Origin of the sequence: Thiorhodococcus mannitoliphagus, from assembly GCF_010915725.1 — a bacterium.
Classification (GTDB): Bacteria; Pseudomonadota; Gammaproteobacteria; order Chromatiales; family Chromatiaceae; genus Thiorhodococcus; species Thiorhodococcus mannitoliphagus.
The window spans coordinates 1-18,632 of the sequence record NZ_JAAIJR010000057.1 but is presented as its reverse complement, the minus strand read 5'-3'; the positions used below and the strand labels follow the sequence as shown (position 1 = coordinate 18,632).

Here is an 18,632-nt window from a genome sequence, read left to right as displayed (position 1 = left end):
TGCGAGGCATGAAGATGCTGACGCGGCCCGACGTCCACGACAACTGTTCCGCCATAGGGACCTAAAGCGGTCGGCCGCTTTCCTCCCAGGGCTCATCTGAGGCGAGTTCCGCGTGCTCAATGTGGCACGCTCTGTCGACTCGGATTGCCTCGATGGCGGCTAGGCAACCGCCATACGTGCTTCAAGAAGTTTGGTCTGAAAATGCCTGCGCACTGGTTTAGAGCGCAGGCATGGACCAGACGATCGCCTGTTCTTGCCTGCTTAGTTCACCGGTGCGATTTCAGTTGGCTGCCAGGACTTGTCAAAGAACGACGGCAGCGGGCTGTAGAGCCGCAGGATGGTGAACCAGCCCTTGTTGGGATCGGTCTGGATCCAGTTGCCGCGATCGACGCCGTCCGGCTGTTCGGGGCTGAACCAGACTGTGGTGGAACCGTCCTTGGCCAGTGTCGCCGCTGGCGATGGATAGCTTTGCGAACCCGCACGCGGGTATTTCTGCGGCGTCTGCAGCATTGAGCGCGTCTGGTTGTCATAGACCGTGAACGACCAGAACGCCTTGGCCGGGATATCCTTGGGCAGCGTCACCTTGTAGGTCTTCGCGCCGTCGAAGACATCACCCTTGGCGTCCAGGAAAGCCATCAGATACTGCGATCCCACGCCGGGGATGTTCATGATCATGCCGGGGCTGTCGAGCGTATAGCCGTAGTAGAAGGCCGTGCGCGAATCCAGTGTGCGGGCGCCGGTCGGCGGCAGCGGCTTGAATGTCCCGTCCGCGAACGCGGGCGGCGGGGTCTCAAAGAAGGCGCCGCCCTCCCAGAGCATATTTCCCCACATCGACCCCTCGTAATAGGCCCAGTCCGGATGGGCGCCATAGGGGCGCCAGTTCAGCACCCGGCCGGCCGCCTGGCCGACGGCGGCGGCGTCGGTGAGGATCTTCTTCATCCGCTCGTCAGGCGCGAACTCCTTGCCCTTGACGATGCCGATGGCTGCGAGCTGGCCGGAAAGTTCCACGTCATAGCTGGTGGCGGGCTCGGCCTGGACGTTCTCGTTGATCCACTCATAGAAGCCGAAATCGCTGGGCGGGATGGTGTTCATCGATAGGTTGCTCGCCTCGACGAATTTCGTCTCGGGGATCTTCGGGGCTTCCCCAAGGCGGACCGCGCCGGTCAGCGCCTGCGCGATGCTGGTGCCGTAGGCGCCCTCCGCATAGGGGTAGATCTTCATGTTGGCCTTGACGTTCGCGACCGCCGGTTTGGGATCGTTGTCTACCAGATAGGCGCGCGAGGCATAAAGGACCCGGTTGGTCTTGGAATGGGCGACGAAGTAGCCTCCCTCGGGCAGCGGCCCGTCGTAGCCAGGTCCGACGATCAGATACTTGCCGCCCCGACCGCGATCCGGCCCGGGGCCGCCGACGTCGATGATCCACGAGAACCACATGTCGTTGATGGTGCCGACGCCGTCCGAGGGCTGTTCGATCACCATCGGGCCTTTTGAAAGGTCGATGACGGAGATGTAATAGACGGTGTCGGCGTTGCCGGTCAGGAACAGCGACGTCGAGTCCAGCAGTTCAGACGTGATGACGACATCGTTGTAGTCGGCGCCGATGCTCTGGAAGCCCTTGTGGAACCCAAGGGCCGAAGCCCCGCGGAAGCTGTTGTTGTAGACGTTCAGCGCGCGCGTGAAATCGAGCGCATCGAAGACCTTCTGCGCGGTGTCGGCGCTGGGAGCGCCGTCCGTGAAGTCCAGCGTGCCGATCGATGTCTCGATGCTGTCGGGTGCGCCGAGGGCTTCAATCGTCTCTTTCGATACTTCAGCCTGTGCTGTCGCGGCCAGCGACACGGCAAGGATCAGGCCGCCTGTCATTGGAAGACGGAGTATCCTGTGTTTCATTTCGCTGTTCTGGATCATATCGACCTCTTTCGTGTGCTGTGCGCCACCGGCGGCCCTGAGAGCATCCAGCTGCCGTCGACGATGGATTGTTCCGGTTCATTGATGCGAACCGCGTCGTTTTATTTCGCATTGCGCCCTCGTAGGGATTGTCAATGCGTCGATGCAATCGCTGATTTTTCTCCTTCAGCGACCTATTGCATGAGTTCGATCTCGCCCGGCCGCCAGGTCTTGTTGATCCAGGGCTCCAGCGGACCGTACATGCGCAGGATGGTGAACCAGCTCTTACCGGGCACGGTCTGCAGCCAGTTGCCTTCCTTGCCCGCAGGCGCTTCGGGAGCAAAGTAGAGGTCCCAGGAACCGTCCGCATTCTGGGTCATGCCCTTCGACTGGCTGCCGACGGTCGGGAAGTTCTGGCTGGTCTGGAGCTGCGAGCGGGTCTGGGTGTCATAGATGGTCACCGCCCAGAAGTCGTTGACCGGCACATCCTTGGGTAGGTGCAGTTTGTAGGTCTTGGAGCCGTCGAACGGCTGCATCTTGGAATCGAGCAGGGCCAGCGCATAGTCGGAACCTTTGCCCGCATGCGTGGTGGCCATGGCCGGGGTCACGCCGCCTGCGTTGAAATAGTAAAGCACCCGCGCATCCAGCCCCATGGTCCCGTCCGCCTCAAAACTCGTATTCCGGTTGGCGAATGCGGTGGACCAGACGCTGTTGGGATCGTCGGGATAGATCTTCACGCCGTCGAATCGCGGATGATAGGTAATGGCGCGGGCCGTCGCGTCGGCGAGCGTGGCGGCTTCGGTCAGCAGCTTTTTCATCCGCTCATCGGGCGCGAAGGGCTGGCCCTTGACGATGCCGATGGCGGCGATGGCACCGCGCACCTCGGGACTGATGGCATCGATGGGCTCATCCTGGATGACCTGATTCAGCGCCTCGAAGTAGCTGAAATCGCTTGGGAATACCGTGTTGAAAGCCTTGTTCGACAGGTTGACGAATTCGGTCGCCACCGGGTTTTTGGCCTCTTTCAGCGGATAGACCTTCAGATTGGATGTAATATTCTCAACTGCGGGCTTCAGCCCGTCCTTGATCGAGCCGCGCAGGAACAGAAAATTCCGATTTGTCGGCGGCTTGAGCAGGAAGTAGCCATCCGGGACTTCACCGCTATAGTCGGGAGGTAGCACCAGGTATTTTCCGCCCTTTCCCTTGTCCGGGCCGGTGACGCCCATGTTGCCGACAAAGCGCTGCCAGGCGTCGTCGAGAAATCCCAGCATGCCGGGCGGCACCTCGATCACGGTCGGGCCGTCGTTGGCGAGATCCGTGTAGGTGTAGGCGTAAAGCGTCGATGTATTCGCGGTGACGACAAGGGTTTGGGAGTCCAACAGATCTGCGAACAGGGCGATCTTGTTCGCGCCCTTCGCGCCGGCATCGGCAAGGCCTGTGCGAACCGCGTACATCGAAACGGCGCCGATGTTGTCGAGGAAAACGGTCGTTCCTCGCATCCGGTCGAGGTTGTCGTAGATGGCGGCAACAGTAGAGTCATTGGGCACGCCGTCGAAGAATTCCAAGGTGCCGATCGAGGTTTCGGCATTATCGGGGATCGAGATGGAGTCCAGGGTTTCGGGGGAGACCTGAGCGAATGCCGGTCCAAGCGCGAACACGAATGCGAAAGCACAGGTGGACGTCATCATTTGAGTCATTGTCGATCTTCCTCTCCGGGTTTTAACGATGGCTCGCAACGCTAACTGTTGTCCGGTACCGGTTCTGCCCATTTCGCGCCAATTTTCAAGGGCGCGACGGGGAGGTGGCGGTTGAGCGCCAGGCTCGCGATCGTCAGGGCGGCACACTTGCGCGATTATCTGGTGGTGATGCGCCGGATCGGGATACCGGTGGATCGTGAACTCGCGCGGTCGCGGTTGCCGCCCCAAATTGAAGAGGCACCGGACCTCTACGTCAGTATTCCTGTTGCGATCGAGTGGATCGCAAAATGCGGCCGTGACCTGGGGCCCATGGAACTTGGCTATCTCGGCGCTCGGCAAGCGTCTCTGGCATCCATCAAGCCAGCCCATCTGACCGAGATGCTCGCGGCGCAAACCGGCTACAGGCGTCTGGATGCCTTCATCCGCATCGCCTGTCGGGAGGACAATTGTCTCCGGGTGAGCCTGCGGCAGGAAGGAGACCAGACCCGAGTGATCTGTGAAACGGTTCATTTGGGTCGCCACCCCTTCATCTGCTTTGCAGAGTGGCTGAACCTGCAAGGCGTCATGTCCATCATGAGCGACCTCGCCGGACCCAACTGGTGTCCGCGTGAGCTGACCTTTGTTTCGCCCTATGCACCGTCCGACCTTGCCCGCGAGGCATTCCCCAACACCCGCATTCTCGTCGGCCAAGCTTATCCGTCCATCCTGATCGAAACCGCACATCTGGCGCGATCCTGTCGTGGAACGATGACCCCTTCCGACACTGCGCCCCTGTCGTTTGGGCAGGGAAACGGGCCGAGCGGCCAGGTCGAAGCATGGGACTTCGTGAGCCTCTTGCGCATGATCCTGCAGCCCTATCTGAACGGCGGGCGCCCGGATCTTTCTCTTGTCGCCGAGATTGTGGGGATGAGCCCCCGTACTTTGCAGCGCCGCCTTCAGCAGAGCGGCAGCTCCTATTCCCAGGTTCTACAGGAGGCTCGCTTCGATCTCGCACGCAGTTTCCTCAACGACCCGGGTGCCAAGATCATTGATGTCGCGATGACGGCAGGCTACGACAGCCAACAACATTTCACGCGCGCCTTCCGCCGCTTCACGGGCCTCACACCGACGCGGTATCGCCGCGCAATGGCTGAGAATGCTTGACCCGGTGACCTGATTTGCCGTTCGCCCTGACAAGCGTGCAGCTCATTTCTGGAAAGTCGCCAACTAAGAAGGGGTCCATCAATTGTTTGCCGATGCGAGCGATGCCGCCCGAAATCCCCCCTAGCCCCCCTTTGGGAAAGGGGGGAAGTTGTTGATGGCGCTTTCTAAGAAAGTGGCCATCAATTGTTTGCTGATGCGAGCGATGCTGCCCGAAATCCCCCCTAGCCCCCCCTTTGGGAAAGGGGGAAGTTGTTGATGGACGCTTTCTAAGAAGGGGGCCATCAATTGTTTGCTGATGGGAGCGATGCCGCCCGAAATCCCCCATAGCCCCCCTTTGGGAAAGGGGGGAAGTTGCTGATGGACGCTTTCGAAAGGGTGCCGAGGAGAAGGGCGCTGAGGAGAAAGGTGCGAAATGATCAGTGTGTCGCGCCGATACGTCGTGGCTCCACCGACGGATGGATTGCGCGGGTCGGTCTGATCAGGGTTCGTGACCTGGCTCAGATGCATCTTGATGGCGAGGGGTGCCGAGGTGCGCTTCTAGGATCTTCTGAGCCGAGTCGAAATCAAAGGATTTGAGGTGCTCGGTGAGGATGATCGCGTCTTTGCCGAGTGCAGACCGAAGCCGATCGGCGTATGCCGTCAGGAAGGCGAAGGCCCTCGTGTCGCAGCCTGCGATCAGCTCCAAGAACTCCTGGAGGACAGGTTTTTCCTCCAAACGCTGGGCCATCTTCCTCGGCTCAAGGGCTGCCAGCGCTGTGTTGGACGCTGTATCCGCCTGTTGTCGCGGTGCTGAATGCTCAAACGCTGCATCATCCGACCCCTCTGTAAGGGTCGTCGTGACCGCCGGGTCTTTGCTCCCTGGTGATTCCGACAGAGCACGCAGCAGCAGGGCGTAGAGGATGTCTGGCTTCAGCGGCTTGGAGATGAAGTCGGTGATGCCGGCGGCGAGACAGCTCTGGCGCTCTGCGTCCAGCATGTCCAGTGTCGTGGCGATGATGGGACGAGCGTGCCAGGCGGGCAGGGCACGAATGGCGCGCGCGGCTTCAAGTCGCTCCATGAGAGGGAGTTGGGCATCCAGCATGAGCAGAGCGTAGGGGGTGGATGTCGCCTTGCTGACGGCCGCGTGTCCGTTCTCGGCATCGTCCACCCACAGCCCTGCTGCTTCCAGAAGGCCTCGCAGCACCTCGAGGTCGACCGTGTCGCGGCCCACCAGAAGCACGGGCGAGCCGCCGTATGCCTCGCGCAGCCGGATGTCGGGATAAGGCTCCAAGCCCGATGGCTGGATGCTGGAATCGCGGCCCGCCTCGAGCCAAGCCGTCAGCCAGAAGCAGCTGCCTCGTCCGGGCGTGCTCTCCACGCCCGTGGTGCCACCCATGAGACCCGCCAAGCGCCGTGTCATCGCGAGCCCAATCCCTGCTCCCGAATAACGCCGCTTGGTCGAGGTATCCACTTGCTCGAACGGGGTGAAGAGCATCTGCTGCTTTTCCGGTGAGATACCGACGCCGCTGTCCTCGACCTCGAGCCGCAGCTGCAGCCGGCCGTCCGACCTTGCCTCGAGCAGGCTGGCACGCAGGATGACGTGCCCGCGCTCGGTAAACTTGACGGCGTTTTCCGCATAGTTGAGCAGCGCCTGGCGCAATCGCATGAAATCTCCGCGCAGGACCGCGGGTACGCCATCGTGCTGGATCTGGATCTCGAGTCCCTTGGCGCGTGCCGCCTCCCCGATGCGCGCCGCGACTTGCCGTAGGAGGTCGTCGATGCAGAAGTCCGACGCCGTCAGCTGCATCCGGCCGGCTTCGATCTTGGACATGTCCAGGATGTCATTGAGGATCGCCAGGAGCTGCTGAGCCGACCGGCGAATCCCTTCGAGCCGCTCGGCGCGCGGCGGGGCTTGCTCCTCCAGCAACAAGAGGTAGCTCAGGCCGATGATGGCGTTCAAGGGCGTGCGGATCTCGTGGCCCATGTTGGCGAGAAAGGCCGACTTGGCCCGTGTCGCGGCCTCGGCATGATCGCGCGCCTCCCTTAGCTCGGCGGTGCGCGCTTCGATACGCCGCTCCAAGTCGGCGTTGAGGCGGCGGATCTCCGCTTCGGCCTGTTTGCGCTCCGAGATATCACGACAGACCGTGAGGAGTATCTTGCGATCGCCGTCCTCAAGGACACAGGTGTGGTTCTCCACGGGGATTCGGCGGCCATCCTTGGCGACCTGAACGGACTCGAACAGGGCTCGTCCCTTGGTCAGCAGCTCACGCATGGCCTGGGGAATCGAGTCGCGGACGGCCTGCTCGTCATCCAGCGTCATGGGGCCAAATCGACGCATCTCCTCGGGCGTATAGCCAAGCCGCTCGCAGGCTCGCGCATTGAACTCGATAAAGGGGCCGGGCAAGCCGTCCTTCCGAACCTCGTGAATGAAGACCGCGTCCTGAAGGCTCTCCAAGACATTGCGCCATTTTCGCTCACTGATGCGCAGTGCCTCTTCGGCCTGCTTGCGTTCGGTGATCTCATGGCTCGTGCCGACGATGCGGCGGATTGAGCCGTCGGAATCGCTGATTGGATGCAGCGTTGTCTCCCAGCAGGTCTCCTTGCCCTTGAAGGGCAGCCATTCCTGATAGCTGATTGGGTGTCCACGTCGCAGACACTCGCGATAGTGTGCAACGACCGCCGCGGCCGCTTCCCTGGGGAGGACTGCGTCGGGCGTCTTGCCGCAGATGAGGGCATTGGACAATCCGGTAAGCGACTCGTGCTGGGGATTCAGGCCGGCGTAACGGAACTCCCCTCCGTCGAGCACGTCGACGATGAAGACAGAATGCTGAATCCCTTCGTAGATGGAGCGAACGAGCGCGCGGTCCTCACGGTGCCGTCTTTCCTGCGCTTTACTCTCGGTGATATCGCGGGCGATTCCGAGCACGCGTCTCGTGTCTCCATCGGGCGCGCTGGCAGACATCTCTGCGCTGGCCTGAATGATTCGGACGCTCTTGGGCTCGGTCAGGACGATCCGGTACTCGAAGTCACAGCGGCCTTGCTCATGTATCTGCCGCAGCGCTGCCTGCAGTCGAGACCTGTCATCCGGATGAATCTGCTCGAGCAGCGCTGGGGTGCTCAGCGTCGGCGAGGCGAGTCCATGGATGCGGTTCCAATGATGCGAAACACTCCAAAGATCTTCAGAGACATCCCATTCCCAGGTGCCAATGTCGTCCAGGCGCTCCAGCGCATCCAGGCGTCGAGCCAGGTTTGCCGCCGGCAACGGAGGTGCCGACGCCGGCAGTTGATCAGCCGATTCCACTGCAACAACCTCCGCGTTCGGTCCAACATTCGAGACAGCCAAGACCTATCGTTGTTGATCACATGGCAGCGCAGGGGTGACGCGCCCGGGCCGCTGGCGTCACGTCGAATTTCGATGGCCATCACAAGTATAGGTGGAGTGTGAGTGTGGTTGATACCGGGCGAGCGTTGATCGGGGTCTGCTATCGCGCAGCGGCTCCGAAAAATCTTTTCGCGCGGTAGGGTCTCCGGCAGCGTGGTCGGCCGGATCGGCCTCGATGATCTACGGTGACGACGCTTGGAATGTCCGCTATCGGTTGCATTGCCGTCGTTGTTCCTAGGAGCCTGTCCGACTTGGGGGGATCGAAGCGAGGAAGTGGGAGAGCGAGGCCATTTCGTTCCGGTTTTGAGGCGCATAGTGGTTCTATGTAACGAAAAAACGGGGCGAAAGGGACCCTTCTCCCGATTCCGCAGCCGATTCATCCTAAGAAAGTTTCCATCAATTGTTTCCCGATGCGAGCGATGCCGCCCGAAATCCCCCCTAGCCCCTCTTTGCGAAAGGGGGGAAGTTGTTGATGGACAGTTCCTAAGTCGGACAGGCTCCTGGGCTCGATGTGCCTTTGGTTTGGCGAGCGCGTCCCAGAAACGCTCCGTCGTGTGTCGGCTCCTCCTCGGTAAGTGACCGTTCCGCCAGCCTGAAGAGGCGCTCGTGAAGACTGCTCGCGCCGATGGATCTCGACCTTCGACGCTGCTTCCTCGGCGGTCGGTCTCGAGCCAACAGGGCCGTACCGAGTTGGCATGGAAAAGGGTCAGGCTGCAGTGCGGCTCGGCCAAAGCGCCGCTGAGCAGATAGGGCTTTAGCGAGCCAGCTTCATGTCAGAATGCTGGCCCGCCTGGTCGTTGTTCCTGTACCATCTCGCCCCTGTAGCCTATCTTTAGAAAGTGTCCCTCAATTGTTTCCCGATGCGAGCGATGCCGCCCGAAATCCCCCTAGCCCTCCTTTGCGAACAGGGGGAGCTGTTGATGGACGCTTTCTTAGTGTGCATAACGCTTGCTGCTTGGCCATCATCGCAAGAGAATCCGCAGGACGCTTCAGCATCGGGCGGCTCCACACGGCAAGGTCGCTGCGTAGAAATCGCCCACCTACCTGCCACCTAATTCGACGCCTGATAGACCAGCGATGCCCTCTGGACCTGACGCACTGCTGACTGCCCTACTGGTCTTGGATCGAATCCAGGCGAGGGCTTTGCTAGATGCCGCCCGTGCCGAGAGTGATCCTCTGACGGTCATCGAGAACCTGGTCCGGCCAGCCCTGGAGGAGATCGGCCGACGTTGGGAGGATGGCGATTGTGCACTCTCGCAGGTTTACATGAGTGGCCGTATCTGTGAGGAACTCGTCGAGGAGCTGCTCGCGCAATCATCGGAATCCGAGATTCCGCATGCGCATGCCCTCGAGACGACGCCCCCACGTCTCGCCATCGCGGTCCTGGAGGATCACCATCTGCTCGGCAAGCAGATCGTGCGCACCGTGCTGCTCGCGGCCGGCTACAAGGTGATCGACTACGGCCGCCAGGACGTCGATGGCTTGTTCGAGCGCGTGCGCGACGATCAGATCGACATCCTGATGGTCTCCACCTTGATGCTGCCGGCGGCGCTGCGTGTGCGCGTGCTCATGGATCGGCTCGGGGCGCTCTCGCCGCGGCCGCGCGTGGTGGTCGGCGGTGCGCCTTATCGCTTCGACGAGGGACTCTGGCGCGAAGTCGGTGCCGATGCGGTCGGCCTCAGTGCGGGCGATGTCTTGCAGATCTTAGAGCGTCTCTCGCAGGCCGACACATGAGCGACTCAAGGGCATCAGCCGACGGCATGACCTCAATGCAGCGGGTGCTGACCACGCTTGGTCACCAGGAGCCCGATCGGGTGCCGCTGTTGCTGCTCCCCGTCATGCAAGGCGCCCGTGAACTCGGCCTGTCCATCCAGGATTATTTCGCGCGTCCAGAGCAAGTGGCGGAAGGCCAGCTGCGGCTGCGTGCGCGCTATCGGCACGATTGCCTCTACAGCTTCTACTACGCAGCCATCGAAACCGAGGCTTGGGGCGGCACGGCAATCTACCGCGAAGACGGTCCGCCAAACGCCGGTGCCCCCGTGATCCGTCGTCCCGAAGACATCGATCACCTGAGGACACCGGTGGTGGAGGATTCACCGAGTCTGCTCAAGGTGCTGGAAACCACCCGGCTGTTGGCCGAGGAGGCGGGTGGCGAGGTCCCAATCATCGGCGTCGTGATGTCGCCCTTCTCCCTGCCGGTGATCCAGATGGGGTTCGAGGCCTATCTGGTGTTGATGCACGAGCAGCCGGAGCGGTTCGAGCAGTTGATGCGACTCAACGAGGAGTTTTGTGTCGCCTGGGGTAATGCCCAAGTGGCCGCTGGCGCCAATGCCATCTGCTATTTCGATCCCGTTTCGTCCGCCACCATCATCCCCCGCGAGCGCTTTTTGAAGACCGGATTCGAGATCGCGCGTCGCACGCTCGGTCGGCTCCAGGCCCCGAGCACCATGCATTTCGCCTCGGGGAGGGCGCTGCCGATCGTCGACCTCCTCCCAGCGACGGGCGCCGCGGCAATCGGCGTGAGTCATCACGAAGACCTTGGAGCACTCAAACAGGCCTGCCGAGGTCGGCTGTCGCTGCTCGGCAATCTCAACGGCATCGCCATGCGCCGCTGGACCCCAGAACAAGCTGAAGCGGAGGTCAAGGCAGCCATCGCGGCGGCCGGTCCGGGCGGGGGCTTCCTCCTCGGCGATAACCATGGAGAGATTCCCTGGCAAGTTCCGGACAGGGTGCTGCTGGCGATCACGGCCGCGGTCGAGCGCTGGGGCCGTTATCCGCTCCATTGGTGCCGGCGGGATTGAGCCGAGGCGCCATGACTGTGGCCGCCCCACCTGTCAGCCCAGCCCATTCGGCCAGCTCCTCAGTGTTGCACCCTTCCGAGACAGCCCCTTCCGAGACAGGTACGCCCACGCATCTCTTCGTCTGTGCGCACTTCATCAGAGAAGTGCATGCCGCACTTGTGAATCAGCCGGAGCTTGCAGGGCTCATCCCGCATGCCTTCCCAGCGCACTGCGGCGCCCCGCCAATCGCGGATATCGAGATTCAAGCAGCGCTCGACAAGGTACCCGCTGACGAGCCTGTCGTCTGGATCGGCAACACTTGTCTCGCACGCATCTCACGGCAGCGAGACGGATCCGCGCACCGTCGCCAAGCATCCGGCCACAGGGTCGTCATTCGACGCTTTCAGCAGTGCTTCCATCTGTTGGCGGATCCCGAATGGGTCGACGAGCAGCTGCGTCAAGGGAGCTATCTGTGCACGCCGGGGTGGCTCGCGGGCTGGCGCAGCCACCTCGAACGTCTTGGGCTGAACGACCGCACGCTGGCCCGCGAGCTGTTCGCGCAGAGCGCGCAGTCCCTCGTGCTTCTCGACACGGGGCATGATCCCGCCGCGCCAGAGCGTCTTGAAGCGGTGGCTCGCTACCTGGACCGTCCCGCGCGATGCCAGTCCATCGGACTCGGTTACCTCAGACTCAATCTGCGTCTCATCCTGTCCGAGTCAGGCCGAGAGACTGAGCGCCGCGACGCCCGCGCGAGGACAAGCGTTGCCCAGGGTCAGGTCGCCGAGACCGCCATGGCCATGGATCTGCTGAGTCAGCTCTCGCTCGCCCAGGATGAGCGCCAGGTGCTCGCACAGATCCAGGAGATCTTCATTGCCCTTTTCGCGCCCACTCGGTGTTTCTATGTGCCCTGGGCAGAGAATCCGGAACAGGCGACCGCAATGGGCCATGACCCGAGCGACGCGCTGCTGACCGAGGCACTGCCGTTCATGCGCGGTTCCGCTGCCACTGCTCCGAGCGCCTCCGGCGAGGGCTTCCTGCTGCGAATCGCCAACGCCAGCGAGACCCTCGGTGTCTTCATGGTCGAGGGATTGGCCTTGAGCGAGTACCTATCGAGATACCAGAATCTCGCCCTACAAATGACCGGACTCTGCGCCATGGCCATCCAGCGCGCCCAGGCATTGAGCCAGCTCAGGCTCAGCGAGGAGCGCTATCGGTCCCTGTTCGAGGCGATGCAGGAAGGATTTGCGCTGCACGAAGTCAACCGCTCCGCATCTGGAAAGGCCTTTGATTTTCGCTTCTTGGACGTCAACCCAGCCTATGAGCAGTTGACTGGACTGCCGCGCGCGCACTTGCTTGGGCGCCGCACGCGCGAGGTGCTTCCAGAACTCGAGCCCCATTGGATCGACCGCTTCGGCGACGTTGTGCGCACAGGGCAAGCGGCACATTTCGAGCTGCGTGAGCATCAGCGTGGCCGCGACTTCAGGGTCTATGCCTATCGCCCCATGACTGGCGCGCTCGCCGTCATCCTGTCGGATATCACCGAACAGCGGCGGACGGAGAATGAGCTGGCGCGACATCGTGAGCATCTCGAGGCATTGGTCGAGCAGCGGACCAGGGAGCTGCGGCGGGCGATGCAGCAGGCCGAGAGTGCCAACCATGCCAAGAGTCTCTTCTTGGCCAACATGAGCCACGAGATCCGCACACCCCTCAATGCCGTGCTCGGCATGGCGCATCTGATGCGGCACGACGGTGTCACACACCCTCAGTCGGATCGACTGGACAAGATCGAGGTGGCTGGTCGCCATTTGCTCGACATCATCAATGCCATCCTCGATCTCTCTAAGATCGAGTCCGGCAAGCTGACCCTGGATGAATCCGAGGTTAGCGTCATCGCGATCACGCGCAATCTCGTCTCCATGCTGTCGGATCGGGTCGAGGCCAAGGGCCTCGCGCTCCGGGTCAAGCTCCAGCCCCTGCCGCCCAATCTCTTCGGTGATCCTCTGCGCATCCAGCAAGCGCTCCTGAATTACGTGACAAACGCCATCAAGTTCACCGAGACCGGTTCCATCGCGCTGCGTGCGCGCATCGAGGCGGACCTTGGCGAAAGCGTCATTCTGCGCTTGGAGGTCGAGGATACCGGCATCGGCATCGCCGCCGCGGAACTACCCCGTTTGTTTAGCCCCTTCGAGCAGGCCGATCAATCGATCACCCGCCGCTACGGGGGCACCGGGCTCGGCCTGGCTTTGACGAAGCGACTGGCGCGCTTGATGGGAGGCGATGCGGGAGTCGCGAGTACCCTCGGTGCCGGTAGCACCTTCTGGCTCACCGTCCGCTTGCGGCGAGGCGCCCCAACGCCGATCGAGACGGAGACGATCCCGAGTCAGTCGCTTCAACCCAAGTCGATGCAGACCTGTGTGGGGCGTCGCCTCTTGGTCGTGGAGGACGAGCCGATCAATCGCGAAGTGACAATCGGACTGATCGCCGATCTGGGACTCGTGATCGACACCGCCGAGAACGGGGCTGAGGCATTGGAGCTTGCGGGACGAAATGACTATGACGTGGTCCTGATGGATATGCAGATGCCCGTCATGGATGGGCTGGAGGCTACTCGGCGGATCCGCCAACTGCCGCGTGTCAGCGCGGTGCCGATCATCGCCATGACGGCGAACGCCTTCGCGGAAGACCGCGCGCGCTGTCTTGAGGCTGGGATGAATGATTTCCTCACCAAGCCAGTCGAGCCAAATCGGCTAGTAGCTGCTCTCCAACATTGGCTCTTTGAATCACAGCAAACCTCATGAGGTCATCATCCAGTTTGCTGCGAAGCCAATGCCTCATCTCCAGCTCGAAGCTGTCTCTAATCTGTTGCAGGGAGGCTGCCAGCCAGTCGAACAGACTCGCCAGCGCCGGCTCGATCCAGGGTCGCGGAGGCGGATCGCCCTATCGGTTGCAACCGCCCTCCGGCCGGCAGGACGATCAAGGCCATGGCGGGGCTTGATCAACCACGACGTCCGAGGTCGTTGCCGTGCTCATGATTGAGGCCCTCACCGCGGTCGACCGCGCTCCTCAAGATCGGCGCTCATCTGAAGGTTCGCAGACGCGATCTGGATGTTCGCAGCGCTATTAGCGGTGATGACCTGCTGCTCGCTGGCGCCCATGGCATGGGCGCGATCGCTCCGCGCATCGGCGAGCGCGAACGGATGCGGATGCTCGCTGCTGACGGCAAAGCCAGCACCAAGACTGAGCAGAAGGAGGATGCTGATGTCTTTCCGGTTGCGCTTGATCGTCATGGCCCTCGTCTCCCTTCACGTCATTCGGATTCTCGTGTGGCGGTCACCCTAGCAAGGGTGAATTAGCGGAGACTTAGCGCATGCCATCCGATGTGTGCCGACTTCTGGCATCATGACCCACGAAGTTTCAGGGCGCGTGCCAGAAGACGGCAGGCCTCCTAAGAAAGCGTCCATCAACAACTTCCCCCCTTTCGCAAAGGGGGGCTAGGGGGGATTTCGGGCGGCAGCGATCGCATCGGGAAACAATTGATGGACACTTTCTTAGCTCGAAGCCGGCGATCTCCGCGGCGCATTGCGACCGGCTCCGGCCGCGGGCAGCGTCGGTCTCTGGGCAGACGCCGACCTCGACAGGAACCGCCAGGGTGATCGTCCCGGTGTGCTCCAAGTCTGCGTAGAGCAGGATTTCTGATCCAATCGAACCGAGAACGCATCAGTACTGATGGGCACCGACAGCACAGACATGACTGACAGCAAGACGCTGAGCGACGCCGGCGCCGCAAGCGCGGACAGCAAGCGCGAAAATGGAGAAGGCCCTTCCAAAACGAAGGCGCCAAAGCAGCGACTGGTCGGCTCGAAAAAAGGCGTCGAGACGATGTTCCGCAACGCCTATCGCGCGGAATTGGAGATCATCAACCTAGCCGCCACCAAGGCGAACATCATGATCTCGCTGAACGGATTTATCGCCTCGGCATTGATGATCTCGGGCGCCTTCATCTATACCTCTTCCCCCGAATTTCTTGTACCCGCCACGATCTTTCTGTTCACCTCGGCAGCGTCGATCTATTTCGCCCTACTGGCGGCCTCGCCAGACATGGCGAGTATGCCGGGTGGTATGGTTGCCTGGCTCAAAGCGGTCATCAAAAGGGACGCGTCCCCGAGAGATTTCAAGACCTGTGTGCGACCGAGGCGCGAGTTCGTCGATGGCGAGTCCAACATCCTCATCTACGAGGAACGCGTTAAGCTCTCCAAAGCGGACTACTGGGAGCGGATGCGCGCCTTGCTGGATGATCAGGAGGACGTCTACGCCAAGATGAGCGACCAGCTTTACTGGCTTGGTCAAATGGCGAACCGGAAGTTCAAACTGCTCAAAGTCTCCTACAGCGTCTTCCGGTGGGGCTTGATCCTATCGGTGCTGACCTTTATCGGTGTCGAATCCTTCCACACGATCCGACTGGCGCTTGATGGCGATGCCGTGGTACGCCTGCGAAACCTCGGCATTTCGCAGTTCGAAGACATCTACGAGCCCTCCGCGTTCCAGCAATTGCCGGATGGCCGTGTCCTCGTCGTCGAGGACGAACCGGGTCGGGCGTTCAGCATCATGCGCTTCCTCGCCGACGGCTCGCTCGCTGGGGATCCGGCGCTCGACGTTCGCCTGATGCGCGCCTTCCGTCCTCCGCCGAACGACCTGGAGGGCCTGAGTATGGATACCGATGGCCACATCTATGCCATCACATCTCACTCCAGGGACCGCGAGGGACGGCGCCAAGCGAGCCGGGAGCAGCTCTTGCGGTTCCGCATCCTCGGCGACGACATCCTTGATCTGCAGGTCTATACCGGCTTGATCGAGCAACTCCAGCGCTCGCCGTTTGTGCAGCAGGCATTGGGTCGGTATAGCGAACAGCCGGTGAATTTTTCCGACATCAATAGCGAGGGACTGGGCTTCGATCCGAGGACTCAAGACCTGCTCATCGGATTGCGTGAGCCCGTCGTCGATGGGAAATCCATGATCCTGAAGCTGGACAATCCGCTTGGCCTATTCGAGCGCGGGGAGACGCCGATCTTCTCTGAAGTCTTCCTGCTTGACCTTCAAGGCGGCGGAATTCGTTCCTTGGCCTATGACCCCATCCTGGGCAGTTTCCTGATCGTGAATGAGATCTCCGGGCATGAGGGCAATCTCTACTCGCAGTTGTGGTCCTGGTCCGGCGAAGGCGATGCGCAGCCGCAGCCCGTCGCACTGCCGGAGATCATCAATCTCAACAACGTGGAAGCCATCGATTCCGTCACCCTCAACGGCGAAGCCCGTCTGCTGATGATGAGCGACGAGGGCAGCGTGAAAAAGGAGCAGCCGGCCAAGTACATGCTGCTGGAGTACGGGCAGTTGTCCGCGCAATAGCGCCGACATGCGGCTTGTTACCAAGCGGTTTGCTGTTCATCGGCCCCTCTCTGACGACGGATGCGGATATTGAGGCGCTCCTGGGGTGCCAGTGCCGCGCAAGTCACAGGATCTCAGCAGCTGCTGCGTCGGTCGGCCCAACACTCAACGCCTGGAGCACCTGATGCGTATCCTGCTGGTCGAAGACGACACCATGATCGGCGAGGCGGTCTCCCTGGCCCTGAAGGACGCGGCCTATGCGGTCGACTGGGTCCAGGATGGCGCCACGGCCAGCAACGTCCTCCAGGATGGCGATCATCAGGCCATCCTGCTCGACCTGGGCCTGCCCAAGCGTGATGGCCTGGAGGTGTTGCGCCGACTGCGCCAAGACGGCAGCCCGATCCCCGTGGTCGTCATCACCGCGCGGGACGCCGTGGAGGACCGCGTCCAGGGGCTCGACCTTGGCGCGGATGACTATCTGGTCAAGCCCTTCGACCTGAGCGAGCTGCTCGCCCGACTCCGGGCCGTGATTCGTCGTCAGGGCGGACAAGCAGCGCCGATGCTCACCAACGGTCGGATGAGCCTGAATCCCGCGACCGGCGAGGCCGGCAACGGTGAGGTCTCAGTCACGCTGAGCGCCCGTGAGCGCGCGCTCCTGCAAACACTGCTGTTGCATCCCGGCCGCATCTTCAGCCGCGCCGAGCTGGAGACGCACCTCTACGGCTGGGGCCAGGAGGTCGAGAGCAACGCCATCGACTTCCTCATCCACGCCATCCGCAAAAAGCTCGGCGCGGATGCCATCAAGAATGTCCGGGGCGCGGGTTGGCTGGTGGAGCGTCCGCGATGAACCGCTCATTGCAGCTGCGACTGATCCTGATGTTGGGTGGAGCCATCCTGCTGGCGGCCCTGGTGGCCGGACTGGCCGCGTTCGTCCTGGCCTATCTCGAAGCGGCCGAGATGCAGGATGATCTATTACGCCAGGTTGCCGCGCTTGCGGATCGCCATGATGCACTCAAATCAAGCCAGCATGACTCGGCCCGGGCGAGCCTTGCGGACGACGAGTCGCGGATCAGCCTCATTCGGCTGCCCGGCGATCCGCGTCCAGCCTGGCTGCCCGAGCACCTCGCTTCGGGGTTTCACCAACTAGAGGCGGAGGGTGAGCCGCTGCGCGTCTTCGTGCGCGAGGACGTGCATCTCGGGCTGCGGGTGATCGTCGCCCAGCCGACCGAGACCCGTGACGAGATCGCGCTCGCCAGCGCCCTGCATACCCTGGTGCCCTTGCTCCTCGTGCTGCCGGTCATGGGCTGGCTGATCGTGCGCGTCGTGCGTCATACGCTCGCGCCCATCGCCGACCTCGCCAGGTACATCGACGCCCAGCCGGCGGACCGGCCGAGCCCGATGAGCAAAGACCAGGTTCCAGATGAGATCCGCCCCTTCATCCAAGCGATCAACCGCCTGCTCGAACGGGTCGCTGACTTGATCCAACAACAGCGCCGCTTCATCGCCGACGCCGCCCACGAGATCCGCAGTCCGCTCACGGCGCTCTCGGTTCAGGCAGAGAATCTGAGCCAGGCCCAGACGCTGGAGGCCGTGCAGGAGCGGCTGCAACCCCTGCAAGCCGGGATCGAGCGCGCGCGCAAGCTCACCGAGCAGCTGCTGAGCTTGGCTCGCCTTCAGAGCGGTACGCAAGCGGCGCAAGACGTCGACCTCGCGGTGCTCGCCCGCGAGCTGATCGCCGAGTCTTGGCCACTCGCGGAGGCCAAGGGCATCGATCTGGGCCTGGAGGAGCGTGCCTCGGTGCGTCTCAGCGCCCCACCCGAGAGTTTACGGCTGGTGCTGCGCAACGGACTCGACAATGCACTCAAGTATGGTCGTGACGGGGGTGAAGTCACGCTCAGCATCAATGCCGACAGCGGTTACGTCACCATCGAAATCCTCGATGATGGGCCGGGAATCCCCGCCGAGGAGCGCACCCGAGTCCTGGAGCCCTTCTTGCGCCTGCAACAGGGTCATACGGACGGGAGTGGACTTGGACTCAGCATCGCCCGCGAGGCGGCTGCGCGGCTCGGCGGAGTGCTGGAACTCGACGCGCGAGCCGACGGCCCGGGACTGACGTTTCGCTATCGGCAGCCGCTCGGACGGTAAGCAGGGTAAGTGAGTGCGTTCAGCGAATTTGATGGTTGTGCGATCAAGCTAGGTGATGGGCGTCAGCGGTGGTGGTTGGTGGGCTTCGCGCGGCCGGCGTGTAGGGCGGCCGTGCGAGGTGGGTGAAGGGCGGTGGTTGGTCTAGAACACGAGGGGATCGTCAACATCCGTAGCACCGTCGCACTGATCGGGTGGTTGGCGCTGCGCGGGGGTGTGGTCGGCGTCATAGCGCTGCAGCTGGCC

At 62.2% G+C, this 18,632-nt stretch carries 11 protein-coding genes; 7 read left to right on the top strand and 4 right to left on the bottom strand.

Annotated elements, in window-relative coordinates; genetic code table 11:
• Positions 1 to 261: 261 nt before the first annotated feature.
• A complete protein-coding gene (locus tag G3480_RS14450; protein ID WP_167752471.1) occupies positions 262 to 1,860 on the bottom strand; it encodes a DUF1254 domain-containing protein in 1,599 nt (532 codons plus the stop codon).
• A 218-nt stretch (positions 1,861 to 2,078) separates the two neighbouring features.
• Positions 2,079 to 3,572: a DUF1254 domain-containing protein gene (locus tag G3480_RS14445; protein WP_240905823.1), complete on the bottom strand. Its 1,494-nt coding sequence runs from the start codon at positions 3,570 to 3,572 to the stop codon at positions 2,079 to 2,081.
• Positions 3,573 to 3,692: 120 nt separating this feature from the next.
• Between G3480_RS14445 and G3480_RS14440 the strand changes: the two genes are divergently transcribed.
• Entirely contained in the window at positions 3,693 to 4,724 is a 1,032-nt protein-coding gene (locus G3480_RS14440; RefSeq protein ID WP_164654592.1) for an AraC family transcriptional regulator, read from the top strand.
• 478 nt (positions 4,725 to 5,202) lie between these two features.
• Here the strand turns inward: G3480_RS14440 and G3480_RS14435 are convergent, their stop codons facing one another.
• Positions 5,203 to 8,004 (bottom strand): PAS domain S-box protein, encoded by a 2,802-nt coding sequence (locus tag G3480_RS14435; RefSeq protein ID WP_164654591.1) that lies wholly within the window; start codon positions 8,002 to 8,004, stop codon positions 5,203 to 5,205.
• 1,158 nt (positions 8,005 to 9,162) lie between these two features.
• On the opposite strand from G3480_RS14435, the gene G3480_RS14430 reads away from it, so the two are divergent.
• The 3 genes from G3480_RS14430 to G3480_RS14420 are packed head-to-tail and all read left to right on the top strand — an operon-like array spanning position 9,163 to position 13,663.
• The gene (locus G3480_RS14430) at positions 9,163 to 9,819 is read left to right on the top strand and encodes a cobalamin B12-binding domain-containing protein (RefSeq protein ID WP_240905822.1); all 657 of its coding nucleotides are present in this window, start codon (positions 9,163 to 9,165) and stop codon (positions 9,817 to 9,819) included.
• Positions 9,816 to 10,886 (top strand): uroporphyrinogen decarboxylase family protein, encoded by a 1,071-nt coding sequence (locus G3480_RS14425; protein ID WP_206171720.1) that lies wholly within the window; start codon positions 9,816 to 9,818, stop codon positions 10,884 to 10,886. Before G3480_RS14430 ends, G3480_RS14425 begins: the two co-directional genes overlap by 4 nt.
• A gap of 11 nt (positions 10,887 to 10,897) precedes the next feature.
• Complete coding sequence (locus G3480_RS14420; protein WP_164654590.1) at positions 10,898 to 13,663, top strand: response regulator; 2,766 nt, start codon at positions 10,898 to 10,900, stop codon at positions 13,661 to 13,663.
• Between the two features lie 243 nt (positions 13,664 to 13,906).
• On the opposite strand, the gene G3480_RS14415 is transcribed toward G3480_RS14420, so the two are convergent.
• Positions 13,907 to 14,152, bottom strand: a complete 246-nt coding sequence (locus G3480_RS14415; RefSeq protein WP_164654589.1) for a hypothetical protein — start codon at positions 14,150 to 14,152, stop codon at positions 13,907 to 13,909.
• Positions 14,153 to 14,612: 460 nt separating this feature from the next.
• On the opposite strand from G3480_RS14415, the gene G3480_RS14410 reads away from it, so the two are divergent.
• The 3 genes from G3480_RS14410 to G3480_RS14400 all read left to right on the top strand — a co-directional run bounded on the left by G3480_RS14410 (position 14,613) and on the right by G3480_RS14400 (position 18,389).
• Positions 14,613 to 16,265 carry a Pycsar system effector family protein gene (locus G3480_RS14410; protein ID WP_164654588.1) on the top strand — a complete coding sequence of 551 codons (1,653 nt, stop codon included), beginning with the start codon at positions 14,613 to 14,615 and terminating at the stop codon, positions 16,263 to 16,265.
• A gap of 163 nt (positions 16,266 to 16,428) precedes the next feature.
• On the top strand, positions 16,429 to 17,091 hold the full coding sequence (locus G3480_RS14405; protein WP_164654587.1) for a response regulator transcription factor: 663 nt from the start codon (positions 16,429 to 16,431) through the stop codon (positions 17,089 to 17,091).
• Complete coding sequence (locus tag G3480_RS14400) at positions 17,088 to 18,389, top strand: ATP-binding protein (protein ID WP_164654586.1); 1,302 nt, start codon at positions 17,088 to 17,090, stop codon at positions 18,387 to 18,389. The genes G3480_RS14405 and G3480_RS14400 overlap by 4 nt, the downstream gene beginning before the upstream one ends.
• The last annotated feature ends 243 nt before the right edge of the window (positions 18,390 to 18,632 follow it).

Excerpts from the sequence above, each read along its gene's own strand:
- G3480_RS14450 (WP_167752471.1), bottom strand. The coding sequence starts at position 1,860 with ATGACAGGCGGCCTGATCCTTGCCGTGTCGCTGGCCGCGACAGCACAG.
- G3480_RS14400 (WP_164654586.1), top strand. The coding sequence starts at position 17,088 with ATGAACCGCTCATTGCAGCTGCGACTGATCCTGATGTTGGGTGGAGCC.
- G3480_RS14420 (WP_164654590.1), top strand. The coding sequence starts at position 10,898 with ATGACTGTGGCCGCCCCACCTGTCAGCCCAGCCCATTCGGCCAGCTCC.
- G3480_RS14445 (WP_240905823.1), bottom strand. The coding sequence starts at position 3,572 with ATGATGACGTCCACCTGTGCTTTCGCATTCGTGTTCGCGCTTGGACCG.
- G3480_RS14405 (WP_164654587.1), top strand. The coding sequence starts at position 16,429 with ATGCGTATCCTGCTGGTCGAAGACGACACCATGATCGGCGAGGCGGTC.
- G3480_RS14415 (WP_164654589.1), bottom strand. The coding sequence starts at position 14,152 with ATGACGATCAAGCGCAACCGGAAAGACATCAGCATCCTCCTTCTGCTC.
- G3480_RS14425 (WP_206171720.1), top strand. The coding sequence starts at position 9,816 with ATGAGCGACTCAAGGGCATCAGCCGACGGCATGACCTCAATGCAGCGG.
- G3480_RS14410 (WP_164654588.1), top strand. The coding sequence starts at position 14,613 with ATGACTGACAGCAAGACGCTGAGCGACGCCGGCGCCGCAAGCGCGGAC.
- G3480_RS14430 (WP_240905822.1), top strand. The coding sequence starts at position 9,163 with ATGCCCTCTGGACCTGACGCACTGCTGACTGCCCTACTGGTCTTGGAT.